Genomic DNA, 15,886 nt, shown 5'->3' with positions numbered 1-15,886 from the left:
GTGAAAAAATCCTGGCTCTCGGCAGGGCAAATCCTGCTCACCCTGATCGTTGTCGTCGTGGCCGGCCTCGTGCTGTGGCGGATCATCAACTACTACATGTTCTCGCCGTGGACGCGCGACGGGCACGTGCGCGCCGACGTGATCCAGGTTGCGCCGGACGTGTCGGGCCTCATCACCTCGGTGCAGGTCGCCGACAACCAGGAGGTCAGGCGCGGCCAGGTGCTGTTCGTGATCGACCAGGCGCGCTACACGCTTGCGGAACGGCTCGCCGAAGCGACGCTCGCGCAGCGCCGCGCCACACTGGCCCAGGCGAAGCGCGAATACGCGCGCAACCTGCAGCTCGGCAACCTGGTCGCGAGCGAACAGGTCGAGGAAAGCCGCACGCGCGTCGAGCAAGGCGAGGCCAGCGTCGCCGACGCGCAGGTATCGCTCGACACGGCGAAGCTGAACCTGCAGCGCACGACGATCGTGAGTCCCGTAGACGGCTACCTGAACGACCGGGCGCCGCGCGTCGGCGAATACGTGCCGGCCGGCCGCGCGGTACTGTCGGTCGTCGACCGCAACTCGTTCCGCGTCGACGGCTACTTCGAGGAAACCAAGCTGCGCGGCATCCATATCGGCCAGCCGGTCGACATCATCGTGATGGGCGAGCCGCATGCGCTGCGCGGCCACGTGCAGAGCATCGTCGCCGCGATCGAGGATCGCGACCGCACGCAGGGCGCGAACCTGCTGCCGAACGTGAACCCGGCGTTCAGCTGGGTGCGGCTCGCGCAGCGCGTGCCGGTGCGCGTCGTGCTCGACGAAGTGCCCGACGACTTCCGGATGATCGCGGGCCGCACCGCAACCGTGTCGATGCGCGACGCCGACACGCGCCGGAATAGCAACGTAAAACCGGCTGTCGATGCCAGCGCGGCCTCGGCTGCGGCGCCGGCGTCTGCGGCAGCCGCGGCAGCCGCCAGCGCGGCGGGAGCATCGCAATGAACCGGCACGGTCTGCGCCTCGCGGCCGCATTCGCGCCGCTTGCGCTCGCACTCGGCGCGTGCAAATCCGTCGGCCCCGACTACACGCTGCCGCAGCAGGCGTACGTGAACGCGCCGCTCGCGAACCATGCGCTCGACGACGCGAACGGTACGCTCGTGTCACGCGACGCGCTGCCCGGCAACTGGTGGCAGCTGTATGACGATCCCGTGCTCGACGCGCTCGTGCGCGATGCGCTGAAGTCGAACACCGACCTGCGCGTCGCCGCGGCCAACCTCGCGCGTTCGCGCGCGGCGCTGGAAGTCGCGAGTCAGCAGGGCGGGTTCTCGGGCGGCGCCGAAGCCGCCGTGCAGCGCGCGCAGGAATCGGCCGAGCAATACCTGCTCGAGAACAAGCTGCCGGTCGTCAACGAAGGCGCGGTCGGCATCAACGTGTCGTACGAGATCGACCTGTTCGGCAAGCTCCGGCGCGGTGTCGAAGCCGCACGCGCAGACAGCGACGCCGTGAAGGCGGCCGGCGACCTGGCGCGCATCACGGTCGTCGCCGATGTCGTGCGCGCATACGTCGAATCGTGCTCGGCCGGCGACGAGCTGGCGATCGCGAAACAGTCGCTCGCGCTGCAGAAGCAGCGCGTCGCGCTGTCGCAGCGGCTGCGCGATGCCGGGCGCGGTAACCAGACCGACGTGACTCGCGGCGTGACGCAGGTGCGCACGCTGGCCGCCGACATCCCGCGCTTCGAAGGCCGCCGCAAGGTCGCGCAATACCAGCTCGCCGCGCTGCTCGCGCGTTCGCCGGCCGACCTGCCGAAGGCCGTTGCCGAATGCGAACGGCTGCCGAAGCTGCGCCAGCCGATTCCGATCGGCGACGGTGCCGCGCTGCTGCGCCGCCGCCCCGACGTACGCGAAGCCGAGCGGCAGCTCGCCGCCGCGACCGCGCGAATCGGCGTGGCGACCGCCGCGCTGTATCCGTCGATCAGCATCGGTGCGTCGGCCGGCTCGGTCGGCGTTGCCGCCGACCTGTTCTCGTCCAACACGAATCGCTGGTCGTTCGGTCCGCTGATCAGTTGGTCGTTCCCCGTCAACGGCCAGCGCGCACGCGTGCGCGAAGCCGAGGCCGCGACGGGCGGCGCGCTCGCGCATTTCGACGGCGTCGTGCTGAATGCGCTGCGTGAAACGCAGTCGAGCCTCGCGACCTACGCGGCCGACGTGCAGCGCACCGATGCACTGCGCACGGCGTACGAATCGGCGCGCAATTCCGCCGACGAAACGCATCGTCTCTATGCCGCCGGCCGCGAGTCGTTCATCTCCGATCTCGATGCGACGCGCACGCTGACGAGCGTGCAGGCGCAGGTCGCGGCGGCCGAAGGCCAGGTCGCGGCCGATCAGGTGCGGCTCTTCCTTGCGCTGGGCGGCGGGTGGGAAGGCGACGGCGCAGCGGTTGCCCGGGATGTCCGCCCCGCCAACGCGCGTGCCGTCGCGACGCCTGCCGGCAACGAATGATCGCCTCACCGGTATCACTTCACCACATGACGACTGTGCGGCGAAACGCCCTGTGCTTGCGGGTATCCCTGATTCGCGCCATGGCATCCGGAGGACGACAGGCACCCGCGTTGACGGTAAGCTGATCGACACATTTTCATTCACCTGCCGTTGCCGCTCCGGCAGCGGCATCACTCGGAGATCCATCATGCGAACCAGCGCCCGCAACCATTTCGCCGGCCAGGTCGGTGCCGTCAAGCCCGGTGCCGTCAACGACGAAATCACGCTCCGCACGCAGGACGGCCTCGACATCGTCGCCGTGATCACTCACGGCAGCGCAGCTTCGCTGGGCCTCGCGGCCGGCACGAAGGCGTTCGCACTCGTCAAGGCGTCGTCGGTCATCGTGATGGTCGACGTCGACAGCAGCAAGGTATCGGCGCGCAACTGCGTCGCAGGCACCGTCGCGTCGGTCACGAAGGGCGCGGTCAATGCGGAGGTCGTGATCAAGGCCGCGGGCGGTGCCGAGATCGTCGCGATCGTCACCAACGACAGCGTCGATCGTCTCGGCCTCGCGAGCGGCTCGGCTGCGTCCGCGATCTTCAAGGCATCCAGCGTGATCGTCGGCGTCGAGTGATCGCGAACCGATCCGCGCCGCGTATTCGCGCGGCGCAGTTGTCATGCGGAGACACACGATGACCGCCTCGTTCGATCGCGCGCATGAACAGGCGCTGCAATCGCTGCAATCAGCGGCGGCCCGTGCCGGCACACCCGACGCACGGCTGTTCGGTGCACTCATCACTGCACGCGCGTGCCGCAACGAACTCGCGCTGCTGGGCCTGTCTCCCGGACAGTTCGCCGGCCTGCTTGCCCGGCAGTTTCCGTACCTGACGCCTGCTGCAATCGCCGCACTCATGCCGACGGTCGCATTGGCACGACTGCCAGCGGCCCACGCCGAGTTCGTCGCGGCGCTTCAAGCGCGGCTGATGAACGATGCAAATCCCGCCGTCACCCGCGACGATGCCGACTGTGTCGCATCGATCGTCGCGCATGCGTGCCTGCGCCCCGACCACCTGTGGCGCGATCTCGGGCTCGACGGGCGCGACGCGGTATCCGCGATGCTCGATCGCTATTTCCCTGCACTCGCCGCGCGCAACGTCACCCACATGCGCTGGAAGAAATTCCTCGCACAGGAAGTGGCGGCCTCGCTCGGTGTGCCGCCGGGTCCCGCGCCGGGATGCCCCGGCTGCGAGGATTTCGGCTTCTGTTTTCCGCACGTGCGATAGCCTCACGGCGGCCCGGGCTGTCCAATTGCGTCATCGTGGACAGGTGCGCGGCACGCATCCCATAGACGGTCACCTTGCGGCGCGCGCTGCCTGCCGTCCACGACTGCGGTCAATGCCGATGCCGGTGATGAATATCGGGAAAGTGCGCGTGGCTGTGCGTGATCGGCAGATGCACGTGCGGATGCGAGTGCGGCTCGTCGCCGTCGTACGCAAAGTCATGCGTATGCTGGTGATGTTCGTCGTGCCGATGCCGGTGCGTGTGCTCGAGCCGCTCGTGCTCGTGCGTATGCTCATGCCGTTCGCGCACGTGCAGCCAGATGCCGAGCGCCATCAACGCGGCGGCGACCCAGAAAGTTGCCGGCGGCAGCGCGGGCCAGATCAGCAACGACAGCACAACGCCGAACAGCGGCGCGATCGAGAAATACGCACCGGTGCGCGCGCTGCCGAGATGGCGTAGCGCGACGACGAACAGCACGAGGCTGATCCCGTAGCCGCCGAGCCCCGTCAGCATCGCGGCGGCCGCCACCGGTATGACGGGCAGCGTCGCGCCAGTCGCCAGCGCGATGCCGATGTTCACGGGCCCGGCGATCAGCCCCTTCAAGCATGCGATGACCATTGCGTCGTTCGCCGCGACCTTGCGGGTCAGGTTGTTGTCGATCGCCCAGCACAGGCATGCGCCGACGATCAACAGCGCCCCAACCGGCACGCCGGCCCGGCCCGGCGTCCACGACAGCAGCGTGCCGCCGGCGACGATCGCGACCATGCCGAGAAACACCTGCGTATCCACGTTCTCGCGAAACACGACCCACGCGATGACGGCCGTCAGTACGCCTTCGAGATTGAGCAGCAGCGCACTCGTCGCCGCCGGCGTGCTCGACAGCCCGAGCATCAGCAACGCCGGGCCGGCCACGCCGCCCGCGACGATCGCGCCGGCCAACCACGGCAGGTCGGCGCGCTGCAGCGGCGCGGCGTCCGCCATCGGTGCGCGACGGTTGTGCAGCCTGCGCAGCAGGATCCCGATGCCGAGCCCGACGCCGCTGCCGAGATAGAACAGGCCGGCGACCATGAACGGCGACATCGTGCCGACCAGCGCCTTGGCGAGCGGTGTCGCGGCGCCGAACAATGCGGCGGCGGTAAGTGCGACAAGAATCGCGGAATGTCTCGGGTTCATGATCCGGTTTGAATTGACATCGAAAATTGGCGGACGCGACTTCGGATCGTGTCGGCGCATGCTTTTCGCACCTTTCGAAATGCAAGCTGCATCGTGCGGCCCGACGATCCAGTCGGGATTATCGCGCGTCATGATGTCGCGATGACTCCAACCGGATCGTTCGCATCGTGCTCCGATAATTTTTAGGAAACCGAATTATCTGGCAAATCCATCTGTTCATTCACGTATGCAAATCATCGACCTGGAAATGGCAAGCGCATGCCGTACCGCCTGGCGAGTGTACTTCGTCGGGATGCGTTGCCTGTCTGACGCGGGATAGGTGTGTGCTGGCCGGCAAGCGCCGGGAAGGCAGTCCTGACCTGCCTCTGTCGAGGCAGGTCAGTCTGTCGTGTCATGCGTCGCATGCGATGTGCATGCGGGTACGCGCCGTGCCGTAGACAGCGGCGGCGGTGTTACTCGTTGCCGGCGACCTGCTGCTCGACCTGCGGTGCTGCATCGGTCTGAACTTCTGCTGCATCCACCGCCTGCGGTGCGGCAGCGGCCTCGGCCTGCTGCTCGGCCTTCGGCGGCTGCTGCGCGCCCTTGGTCGCCTGCGCGGCGCCCTTGTTGCCGGGACGGCGCGCCTTCAGCCGGCGTGCCCGTGCCGCGTCGTCATGCGTGACGCGCCCTGCTTCGTTGCCCTGCAGGTCGACGCGCACCGCGTCTTCGACGAGGCACGACCAGTAGCGGTTGCCGCGGCACCATGTCGACATGGCTTCGCGCAGTTCGGCTTCGGTGAGGCCGACGGCCTGTGCTTCGCGCGCCAGGTCGTCCCAGATGCCGACTTTGAGCGGCACTTTGGGGGCCGGATTCTTCGGGAACGCGCTCGGAAACTTCCGCTGCAGTTTGCCGATCGCGACGATGACCGGATCGACCGGCGCCGACGGCTTGGCCGAAGCAGGCTTCGCGCGATGCGGCGCCTTCGCACCGGCACCCGCCTTGGCGCCAGCGCCCGGCTTCGCAACGCGGGACGGCTGGTCGCCGGACTTCGGCTTGGCGCCGGCGTCCGTCGGCGCTGCCGGCCGCTTTGCGTTGCGCTCCTGCTTGGCCTTCGCTGCGAGCTGCGCCCGCAATTCGGCAAGTTGTTCAAAACCCATAAATTCAATCCACCAGGAATATAAGGTGTGGTTCGTGCGGCCATGCCGCGCGGCTCGAAAGCTTCGCCGCCGTGCGGGCGACCTGTCTGCCGCCGATGCGGAACACAACGGGGCCGCATCGCGCACGCCACTCTGTTTTCAGGCACCCGGCCACGATGCCGGACAAGGCAGGAGTGGAAGTATACCGGTACGCGCGGCGGCCGGTTGACTCGCCGGTCTGCATTTGCCCGACCCCGGAGGCCGGAAAGGCGTCCGCGCGGTCATGTTGCGCATTATATGGATACGTTTCCGGATGTCACGCCATTCGAGGACGTCGCGGAAATCGGGCCAGGCCCGGCTGCGGCACCGGCCCGCATCCGGCGTGCTGCATTCCCCACGACGGACGTCGAACCCCGGCGCGCGACAGGTCACCTGTACGCCCCTCGGTGGTACCGCGCGCACCCTCGACTCGTTGTGTCCGCATCGATCGCGCCGCGTACATGGATGCCGGAAAATGCGTACTATGGCCGGATCGACGTCGTCGGCAGCGCACTTCGGGCCGTTTCGCCGCACACCCGGTCAGCCGGCGACGTTCGCCTTTGCCTGCGAAAAGAACCGGTTGTACGAAACGGAGCGGATCCATGGTTCCCCGACACGACATCGCGCACGATGGCATCACGCGCGAGGAAATTCACCATCGGCACATCGACATGCGCGGCTATCGTCGCAGCGACGGCCTATTCGAAGTGACAGCCTGCCTCGCGGACCGCAAGACCAGCGATTTCACGCCGCCGGGCGGCACGCGAACGGTCGCCGCGCTGTCGCCGATCCACGACCTCGGCGTAACGCTCGTCTTCGACGCCGGCATGGTCGTTAAAGCAGTGTCGACGTTCATTCGCTCGCATCCGTATGCGCAGTGTCCGGGCGGCGGCGATTCGCTGCAGGCGCTCGTCGGGCTGACCATCGGTGCCGGCTGGAACAGCGAGGTTCGCAAGCGTCTGCCGTCCTGCGATACGTGCACGCACCTGAAGGAATTGCTCGGCCCGATCGCCACCACGGCCTATCAGACGATGGTCGGCATGCGGCGATCGTCGCTCGACTATCGCGACAGCGAAGGAAAGCCGCTCAAGATCGACAGTTGCCACGCGTATGGCGCATCGCGCGATCTCGTGAAACGTCTTTGGCCTGAATATCACCGGCCTTCGCCGGCGGCAAAGGGCAACTAGGGTTCGGTATTGGGCCGGTTGCGCGTCCGCTCGAACCGCGCCGGCAAGTCGTCACAACCGCAACCGTCATCAGAACACGCCCAGCGCGAGCCCCGCGGCGAGACCTGCACCCAGTTCAGCGCAGCGCGCGAGATCCTCGCCGTCGATGGTCTTTGCCGCGAGGATGCGCTCCGGCGTTTGTGCGTGAGTACAGACGATCAGGCCGGGTGCGACGTTCTTCAACCGCCATCCGGTCGCGATCCGGTCGATCTGGCGCAACGCGTTCTGTCCGTCGCTTCCCGCGCAAATCATTGCCGCATACGGGCGACCGTTTACGCGATCGAGCGCCGCGTAGTAGCAGCGATCGAAGAAGTCCTTCATCAGCCCGGACATCGCCGCGAGATTCTCCGGCGTCGCAAACAGGTAAGCGTCGGCGGCCAGCACGTCGTCTGCGCTCGTCGCGTCCGCGCGCTGCAGCCTGACGTCGATGCCGGGTTGCTCGCGCGCCGCGCCGGCAGCCGCTTCGGCCATCTGCCGCGTGCCCCCGGTCATCGTGTGATAGACGATCAACAGCGTCTTCATGCGTAATCGCTCGTGTTCGGCTTCAGGTGCGACGGCTCATCGGTGCTGCGCGCGCCGCTCGTACACAGCGCGCCGGTTGCGCTTCGCGCAGGGCATGCCGGTGCCTGATGGTCAGTCCTGCGTCGTCGCGCGGATTGCATCGCTGCCGTCCGGCCGCGCGTAGTACGCGAGAAACATGTCGGCCGCGGATTCCGCGACTTTCCGTTGCTCTTGCGCCGTGAGCGGCGGCTGGCCCATCGTGATCTGCGGCCAGAACGCAAATGCCTTCACGACGCCGTGCAACTGATGCGCGGCGAACACCGGATCGGTGACCGACAGGCGGCCGGCCGCCGCGGCCGCACGCACCCAGACCGTCATGTCCTCCTCTCGCTCGCCCAGACGCTCGACCATGTCGCGCGCGCGCTCCGGGGAATGGATCGCGGCGCCGATCGCCACGCGCGCGAGTGCGAGAAACGCCTCGTCGTTCAGCAGGCGCAATTTGCGGTCCAGTAACGCGAGCAGTTGCTCGCGCAGCGGCACGTCGGCGCGATAGGTCGGTGAGCCGCCGGTCTGCGTCGCATCCCACAGCTTGTGCAGGATCGCAGCGAACAGCGTTTCCTTACCGGGGAAATGGTTATAGACCGTGCGCTTCGACACGTCCGCGCGCGCAGCGATACGATCCATGCTGGTCGCATCGTAGCCCGTCGCGAGAAATTCCTCGATCGCCGCATCGACGATGGCCGCGCGCTTTCGATCGGTCAGGCGCAGAGGGGGAGTACTGGTATCCATACGAAAATTTTACACCGGACAGTTTACTTATCCCAAAAATAAACTACACTGTTTAGTGTACTTTATTCTCCGGACGAACCGACATGGCATCGCCCCTCGTTTTGATTCACCGCATTCTGGGTTTCGCAGCCGCCCGGCGCGGTCGTGCGCTGTCCGGCGGTTCGCCGCAGCACAACGGCGAGCGCTTCACCAATGTCGCACCGCGCCCCGTCGAAGGATTCGGCAAGACGCTCGGGATCGCGTGGAACATGCTGGTCAACAAGCCGCGCAACACCGTGCCGACCGGCGCGTTGCCCATCGATTCGCTGACTCGCGCAGCGCTCGACGCGGCTCCCGATCGCAGCCTGTATCGGTTAGGCCATTCGACGATGCTGCTCAAACTGCGCGGCGAATTCTGGCTGACCGACCCCGTATTCGCCGAGCGCGCATCGCCGTTCCGGCGCATCGGCCCCAAGCGCTTCCATGCACCGCCGATCGCACTAGAAGATCTCCCGCCGCTGCGCGGGGTGATCCTGTCGCATGACCACTACGATCACCTCGATCGCGAGACGGTACTGGCGCTTGCCGCAACCACCGATGTGTTCGTAACCACGCTGGGCGTCGGCGATCGCCTGATCGAATGGGGTATCGACGCAAAGAAGGTTCGTCAGCTCGACTGGTGGCAGAGTGTCGACGTGGCCGGCCTGACACTGACGGCGACACCTGCGCAGCACTTTTCCGGCCGCAGCCTGTTCGACGGCAACAGCACGCTGTGGGCATCGTGGGTCATCGTCGACGACAGCCTGCGTGTGTTCTTTAGCGGCGACACCGGCTACTTCGACGGGTTCCGGACGATCGGCGAGCGTCTCGGGCCGTTCGACGTGACGCTGATCGAAACAGGCGCCTATGATGCGCAATGGCCCTATGTGCACATGCAGCCGGAAGAAACCGTTCAGGCGCATATCGATTTGCGCGGACGCTGGCTGGTCCCGATCCATAACGGCACCTTCGATCTCGCCATGCATCGCTGGCAGGAACCGTTCGAGCGTGTCACGGCGCTGGCTCTCGTACGCGGCATCGAGTTGTCGACGCCCAGGATCGGTGAACGCCTCGATCTCGACGCCCCGCATCGCGGCGAGCGGTGGTGGCGCACGGTCGACGAGCGCGCGACGGCGCCGTCAACGAAATCGCGCCGCTGGCAGCTTTGCGCGTCGCAGGCGACGAAGTAGGTCCGTCGATCGTTGCGCCGTCCGTCCGGGAGCGTGGCCATGCCGCGATTCCCGACGAGAGGCGCATGCGTTGCCGGCAGCCGCACACCGACGACCTGCCTGACCACCTGATTACCTGAATAGAGATGTCATGCCCCCGGCACCCGTCCGATACCCATCCGGCCAACGAGACGACGACGTCGCCATCGATGCATTCAATCAGGCAGACCAACAGCCGATCAATCGCAGCCGCATGTGCGAACTACGGCAAACGCTCGCAACGCGCGTCGCGAGATGGACCGAAGGCGCCGATCACGTCACCACGACCATTCCGAACCTGAGTTTTCATCGCAGGGAAGCGCCGACGCAGCCGATGGAGTGCATGGTCGAGCCGAGCTTCGCTCTTGTCGTTCAGGGTACGAAACGGGTCATACAAAGCGGCGACGCCTATATTTACGATGCCAACCGTTTTCTGATCACGTCACTCGATTTGCCTGGTTCGACGCAGGTCATCGAGGCCAGCCACGAGAAGCCGTTTCTCGGGATCGGGCTCAAGCTCGATTTTCACGTTCTGGCGGAATTGATGATGCAGGTCGCCCCGGATAACGACGATGCCCCCGTGGGCCGCGGCCTCGTCGTCGGCGACATGACCGAACCGCTATACGACGCACTGAACCGGTTGCTGGCGTTGCTGGACGACCCTAACGCCATTCCTGTTCTCGCCCCGTACGTCGAGCGGGAAATCTACTATCGGCTGCTGACGAGCGACCAGGGCGCTCGTCTGCGTCAGATCGCGTCCGCCGGTAGCCAGGGCAACCGCGTGTCGCGCGCGATCCGGTGGTTGCGGGCCCACTATGACGAGTCGTTGCGGGTCGACGAACTCGCAGCACAAGTTCAGATGAGCAGTTCGACCTTCCATCACCACTTCCGCCAGCTCACGGGCATGAGTCCGCTGCAGTACCAGAAATGGATACGGCTCAACGAGGCACGTCGGTTGATGCTGTCCGAGCGACTCGACGCCGCATCGGCATCGTTCAGGGTCGGGTATGCGAGCCCGACCCAGTTCAATCGGGAATACAGCCGGTTGTTCGGCAACTCACCGCGGCGAGATATCGATAGCTTGCGCGGCGGAACGGATGTCGTTCTGTCGATCGCAGCAAGTCATTGATCGCGGGTAACAGCCTCTGAGATGCGGGGCGCCCTGCTTTGGCGGGACTCGCGGAACGACTGGATCGGTTTCACGCGTGTGTGATCGAATCCGTTGATTCGAGCGGGCGCAATGGAACGCGTGTGTCATGCCCGCTCAGGAATACCGGCTCAGGATCAATTGCCCGACATCGGTCCGGGGAATTTCATTTTAAGGTCTTGGGCGCGGTGATGACTGCATTCAAGGGGCCACGCACCCAAGCCCAGATGCCGGTCTGTTGCAGACAGCTATCACTCATCCCTGCCGACGATCGCAACACCTGCCTCGGCGTTCAGGTTCTCGGGCACAGATTTCTTATCGCTCGACTTCTCCCCAGACGCCGTGTTTCGTCGGATCGCGCGACCGATGTGATGATGCGTTGTCACGTGACAACTCGTGTTGAGTGTCACGACTACGCGTCGAATCTGGGCAGCGACATGGTTCCATGATGGACCCCGACCAGTAGCAAATTTGCCTTCCGCAGGCTTAGGTCACCGTAAATCGTCTCATAAACCACGAAATACGTATTGAATAATACGAATCGTGGGACTCACCGGCTCGACAATGAAAGCAGTCGGCGGAAATACCATGCGCCCCTATTTCCGCGAGCGATCTTGCCCATTTCGCGTGAAACAACATGAAGAATGTAGCGCAAGCCATTGCCAGACAAGGATTTCCGAGAATGCCCCATTTCTCGAAAATGTTTCACGACATGCCCGGTCGCGTGGTTGCAAGTCCTTCGACGTGTGGATTCGCGCCGAATTGACCCGCTCCTGTGCGCCGCGGTTGTAGGTCGACGCCGGAATGCATTGGCGGCAACGCCGACGCACACCAAAGCATCACCCCTCCCCCGCCGGCAGTCTGATGAGATGAGACGACGGTACCTCGCCATTAAATAGGGACATATCAATGACATCAGATCCACACGCCGACAGTTGCTCTCCCCGGTTGGCCGCGTGCTTCATGCTCGGACAAACGCACGTTCGAGTGGGTGGTCCGTGGTACCGCTGAATACAGGGCGATAGGTCGCTCGTAGACTCGCCACCCTCAGACACCTGCCCGCGACGACTGGGGGCGCCCTATCGACTAGCCGATCAAGAGGCCGCGCCCGCAGTTTCGGTTGTCACGTGACAACCCACCAGCGAACCGCGTGGCAAACCACGTCCAGCGGCAAATCGCCGCCTGGAAGTCTCTCATTAATAGAAGACTACGCATCTGCTCTATAGGCTGTTCAATTTCACTATCTTCGAAAGATGCTGTATCGCCAACCCTTGTCGACACCACGAGTCGTTTGTCACGTGACAACTGGCCTCGGCGGGAGGTAGCCATACACAACTCAAAACCGTATTTCGAATGTAGAACCCGAACTGTCGGCGTCGGCGCCACGGCCCGATTTGAGATCTTCTGTCGATGTCCACACCGACACGAATCGATTACTAGCGTCTTGTCACGTGACAACTGCAAACCTCGTCGACGTTCGAGATTCCTGTTAATCAGTACCCGAGTGTGCTGAGAACGAAATACAAAAATACAACGGCAGTCGTCTTCAATGCCTCACCTTCGTCGTTGACATTAAAACAGGTGAATTTTTCAAATCTCTAGGAATGTATTGGTAGAGCGATCGGAATTTTATTTTTACACGATCAATCGACTCTGATGGCAAGTAGCGGCAAGTAGCCATTTGGCCCACTTGTCACGTGACAACCACATGATCATCAAGATATGCATTGCATTGAATACTTTTCTGGACATTTTTGCAGTAACTGCATATATTACGCAAAACTCCTTGGAGGAATTTAATGGCTTTCAAGATCGCCGTCAGTAATCAAAAGGGTGGGACTGGGAAGACGACCATCTCCGTCAACATCGCGGCTGCGTTCGAAGCCGGCGGCAACAAGGTGGCTCTGATCGATGCCGACCCTCAAGGCACTTCCGTCCGCTGGGTCACGAGCGGCGAGAACACGCTGCCGATGACGGTCCTTTCGCTGGCCCCTGCTGGCCGCGGCATCGGTGGCGAGATCAAGAAGCAGGACGCGAACTTCGACGTGATCGTCGTCGACTGTCCCGGCAACCTCGAAGATCCGCGCATCGCATCCGTCCTTGAAGTCGCCGATTTTTGCCTGGTGCCGCTGTCGCCGTCGCCGGCCGACCTGTACAGCACCGTCGCGATGATCCGCATGATCGAGTCCATGCGTTCCGTTCGAAACCCTAATCTTTCTTCCGCATTGATGCTAAATAGTGTCAATGGAAAAACTAAAATGCGTGAAGAAATTTTAAAAATTCTAAGAGCGGAAGAAATAGGGGAGCATCTGCTCGACAGCCAGATCGCTCAACGCGAGGTCTACCGTCAGACATTCGCGCTCGGCACCACGATCCACCATCACAATCGATACCTGAAGGGCCTGAAAGAAGCTCGTGCGGAAATCGAAAAGCTGGTCACGGAAATGGCCCAATACATCGCGTCGACGCGCGCTACCGGAGCCGCCCATGGCTAAGGACACTTCGAAAGACAAGAAGCCGACTGGCAACCTGCACCTCGCCGCCGGCCTGTTGCGCGGACTCGCGCAAGAAAATGCTGCGCTCGAGACGCGGCTGCCCGAACCGGCGGCCGTTGCAAATGTCGCCGTCGAGACAGCGCCTGCGGGCGCCCCGGCCGCAGCCACTCCCGCCGAAACGCCGGATCTTGGCGCGCCGCAGAAGGTACCGGTCAAGGACTGCATCCCGAACCCGTTCAACCCGCGCGTGTTCTACTCGGAATCGAGCCTGCACGAGCTCGCGCTCACGTTGAAACGGGAGGGGCAGATCGAGCCGATCAAGGTCACGCGGCTCCCGGAATTTCCCGGCAAGCTCGTCGTGATCGACGGGCAACGCCGGCTGCGCGCGACGAGCATCAATGGCGACGAGACCATCAACGCCACGTTCCGCACGGATCACACGCCCGAGCAGCTCTACACGATCGCGTATCGCGCGAACCACGACCACGAACGCCAGACGATCTTCGACGATGCGGTTGCGTGGAAGCGCCTCCTCGACGAGAAGGTATTTACCGACCAGAACACGCTGGCGGAAAAGATCGGCAAGGACAAGGCATCGATCAGCAAGACGCTGTCGCTCAACGCACTGCCCAACACGCTGCTGGAGCGGATGGCCAGCGCGAACGACGTGGTCGGCCTGCAGGCAGCGTACTTCCTGAAGCTGATCTTCGAGCGCCTGGGCGAGCCGACGGCCGACCGGCTGCTGACGGCCGTGATCGACCGGAAGAAGTCGGTCCGCGATCTCGAGAATTTCCTGCGGGCGCAGAGCGACGGCAACAAGAAAACGGGCCGCACGCGTTACAGCGTTCGTCACGACTTCGCGCTCGAGTCGCGCGCGATCGGTCAGTTGAAGACTTACCCCGACGGCCGTCTGGATCTGCAGCTCAAGGGCGTCGACGCGTCCCATCAGGAAGCGCTTGCCGACCAGCTCAAGACCGTCATCGATGCCTACGTCGCCGAGCTGGCGACGGCCGCGCAAAAGTAACGCGCAAAAAGCAGAAGGCCTCGCATCCGCCTTGCATCGCGAAGCCGGACGACCACAAAGTCCGGCGCACGACGCACCCGCGGCCGCGAGGCCCTGATCAGTTGCCTGCGAGACTGCTTTTGAGCAGGAACTCCAGCAGGTCGTCCGAGGTCGGTTCGCCCCAGGTATCCAGTGCCAGCCATCGGAAGAAGCTGGTCTGCGCGAGCTTGCTCGCCTTCTTCTTCGGCGACAGCGTCAGGTCTTTCGAGCCCACTACCGTCTCGTTGTAGCGTTCGAGCAGCTTGGTCTGGTCGTCGATCTCCAGCTCGCGGAAATACGCGCCGGCTTCCTCGACCTTCGCCGCCAGATATTTGTCGCGAATCTGCTCCTGCTTGCTCTGCGCGGACTCCTTCGCCGGTGCGGCCGTCTCGGTTCCCTGCCCGTCGGCCAGCGTATAGCCGTGCGTCAGTGCCTTGCGGAAATACGCGGCCACGTTGTCGACCGGCGCCGCATTCTTCTTCGTAGTCCGATTGAGCGTATAGGCGATCGCCGCCTTGATGCGCTGCACGCCGTATTGCGTGATCAGCCGGCGCGCCTCCGAACGCGGAATGCCGAACTTGGCGACTTCCTCGACCAGCGCTTCGTTCTTGACGTCGCCGTCCTCCACCGTATCGGCGCTCTGCTTGCGCGTCACCTTGAATTGCACGGCCTCCACGCTGCGGCCGGACTTGTGTTCGATCAGCTCGAGCGTGTGATCCGATACTTCGTTCACCTCCTGAATACACGGCACCAGGACCTTGCTCTTGAACAGCTTGTATTCCTTGTACGACTGCGATGCCTTGTCCTGGCCGAGAATGAGGTCCCGGAATTTCGGCAGCGGGATCTTCGCGGTGATGCCAATCCCTTCGTAGCGCACCGTGTTTTCCCACAGCGCGAGCGAGTGCGACCGCCGGAACTCGCGAGCGATCCGCATATCGATCAGTGCGTAGATTTCCGGGTTCAGCAGTTCGCTGCGAATCTGGTCGGAGAAGCTGTACTTCAGCACCGATTGCTCGAGCTCCGCGCCGGCGAGCAGGCCCGACGCTTTCCAGACCGTCGAACGGTCCGCGGCCAGGTAGTCCCAGTTGACGACGGTACTGATCAGCGAGTTGACCGTGTCCTTCACGTACTTCGTGTTGTTGCTGTTCAGTCCGCTCTCGTGCGAAAGCGATGCGATCGAGATCGAGAAGCTCGTCCGGCCAGGCTCGAACGCCTCCTGCCGAAGTGCATTCTTGATCAGCGAACTGAACATCTTGCGCTGCTGCAGCCCGATCTTCCCCGACTTGGGCGCGATATGAATCGCCTGGACCGCCTTGCGCAGCAAGTCGGGAGGCTCGGGTGTCTGAAACAGCGAAACCTGTTTGTCGGAGCCTTTGCTTGCGGGCTTGCGCGGCAT

At 63.9% G+C, this 15,886-nt stretch carries 14 protein-coding genes; 9 read left to right on the top strand and 5 right to left on the bottom strand.

Features of this window, described 5'->3' with window-relative positions; translation table 11 throughout:
• The 4 genes from AC5LXX_RS30665 to AC5LXX_RS30650 all read left to right on the top strand — a co-directional run bounded on the left by AC5LXX_RS30665 (nucleotide 1) and on the right by AC5LXX_RS30650 (nucleotide 3,739).
• Entirely contained in the window at nucleotides 1-981 is a 981-nt protein-coding gene (locus tag AC5LXX_RS30665) for an efflux RND transporter periplasmic adaptor subunit (protein ID WP_493413892.1), read from the top strand.
• Entirely contained in the window at nucleotides 978-2,477 is a 1,500-nt protein-coding gene (locus AC5LXX_RS30660) for an efflux transporter outer membrane subunit (protein ID WP_493413891.1), read from the top strand. The genes AC5LXX_RS30665 and AC5LXX_RS30660 overlap by 4 nt, the downstream gene beginning before the upstream one ends.
• Nucleotides 2,478-2,664: 187 nt before the next feature.
• Nucleotides 2,665-3,090, top strand: a complete 426-nt coding sequence (locus tag AC5LXX_RS30655; RefSeq protein WP_493413890.1) for a TOBE domain-containing protein — start codon at nucleotides 2,665-2,667, stop codon at nucleotides 3,088-3,090.
• A gap of 58 nt (nucleotides 3,091-3,148) precedes the next feature.
• Nucleotides 3,149-3,739: a nitrogen fixation protein NifQ gene (locus AC5LXX_RS30650; RefSeq protein WP_493413889.1), complete on the top strand. Its 591-nt coding sequence runs from the start codon at nucleotides 3,149-3,151 to the stop codon at nucleotides 3,737-3,739.
• 109 nt (nucleotides 3,740-3,848) lie between these two features.
• On the opposite strand, the gene AC5LXX_RS30645 is transcribed toward AC5LXX_RS30650, so the two are convergent.
• Together AC5LXX_RS30645 and AC5LXX_RS30640 are read right to left on the bottom strand one after the other, a co-directional pair.
• Nucleotides 3,849-4,910, bottom strand: coding sequence for a DMT family transporter (locus AC5LXX_RS30645; RefSeq protein ID WP_493413888.1), 1,062 nt, complete (start codon nucleotides 4,908-4,910; stop codon nucleotides 3,849-3,851).
• Between the two features lie 452 nt (nucleotides 4,911-5,362).
• Entirely contained in the window at nucleotides 5,363-6,046 is a 684-nt protein-coding gene (locus AC5LXX_RS30640; RefSeq protein ID WP_493414313.1) for a ProQ/FinO family protein, read from the bottom strand.
• Nucleotides 6,047-6,666: 620 nt separating this feature from the next.
• Between AC5LXX_RS30640 and AC5LXX_RS30635 the strand changes: the two genes are divergently transcribed.
• Nucleotides 6,667-7,251 (top strand): DUF2889 domain-containing protein, encoded by a 585-nt coding sequence (locus AC5LXX_RS30635; RefSeq protein WP_493414312.1) that lies wholly within the window; start codon nucleotides 6,667-6,669, stop codon nucleotides 7,249-7,251.
• A gap of 69 nt (nucleotides 7,252-7,320) precedes the next feature.
• Here the strand turns inward: AC5LXX_RS30635 and AC5LXX_RS30630 are convergent, their stop codons facing one another.
• Complete coding sequence (locus AC5LXX_RS30630) at nucleotides 7,321-7,812, bottom strand: flavodoxin family protein (protein WP_493405977.1); 492 nt, start codon at nucleotides 7,810-7,812, stop codon at nucleotides 7,321-7,323.
• A 111-nt stretch (nucleotides 7,813-7,923) separates the two neighbouring features.
• A complete protein-coding gene (locus tag AC5LXX_RS30625) occupies nucleotides 7,924-8,580 on the bottom strand; it encodes a TetR/AcrR family transcriptional regulator (protein WP_493413887.1) in 657 nt (218 codons plus the stop codon).
• A gap of 83 nt (nucleotides 8,581-8,663) precedes the next feature.
• On the opposite strand from AC5LXX_RS30625, the gene AC5LXX_RS30620 reads away from it, so the two are divergent.
• From AC5LXX_RS30620 to AC5LXX_RS30605, 4 genes are all read left to right on the top strand, one after another.
• The gene (locus tag AC5LXX_RS30620; RefSeq protein ID WP_493413886.1) at nucleotides 8,664-9,788 is read left to right on the top strand and encodes an MBL fold metallo-hydrolase; all 1,125 of its coding nucleotides are present in this window, start codon (nucleotides 8,664-8,666) and stop codon (nucleotides 9,786-9,788) included.
• 130 nt (nucleotides 9,789-9,918) lie between these two features.
• A complete protein-coding gene (locus AC5LXX_RS30615; protein WP_493413885.1) occupies nucleotides 9,919-10,935 on the top strand; it encodes an AraC family transcriptional regulator in 1,017 nt (338 codons plus the stop codon).
• Between the two features lie 1,817 nt (nucleotides 10,936-12,752).
• Nucleotides 12,753-13,448 (top strand): AAA family ATPase, encoded by a 696-nt coding sequence (locus AC5LXX_RS30610; RefSeq protein WP_011350423.1) that lies wholly within the window; start codon nucleotides 12,753-12,755, stop codon nucleotides 13,446-13,448.
• The gene (locus tag AC5LXX_RS30605) at nucleotides 13,441-14,472 is read left to right on the top strand and encodes a ParB/RepB/Spo0J family partition protein (protein ID WP_493413884.1); all 1,032 of its coding nucleotides are present in this window, start codon (nucleotides 13,441-13,443) and stop codon (nucleotides 14,470-14,472) included. Before AC5LXX_RS30610 ends, AC5LXX_RS30605 begins: the two co-directional genes overlap by 8 nt.
• 97 nt (nucleotides 14,473-14,569) lie before the next feature.
• Here the strand turns inward: AC5LXX_RS30605 and AC5LXX_RS30600 are convergent, their stop codons facing one another.
• Nucleotides 14,570-15,886 carry a replication initiation protein gene (locus AC5LXX_RS30600; RefSeq protein ID WP_322084516.1) on the bottom strand — a complete coding sequence of 439 codons (1,317 nt, stop codon included), beginning with the start codon at nucleotides 15,884-15,886 and terminating at the stop codon, nucleotides 14,570-14,572.

Source organism: Burkholderia torrens (assembly GCF_984668525.1).
Note: the sequence above shows the minus strand (reverse complement) of the source record. Positions and strands in the feature narration are given on the sequence as shown.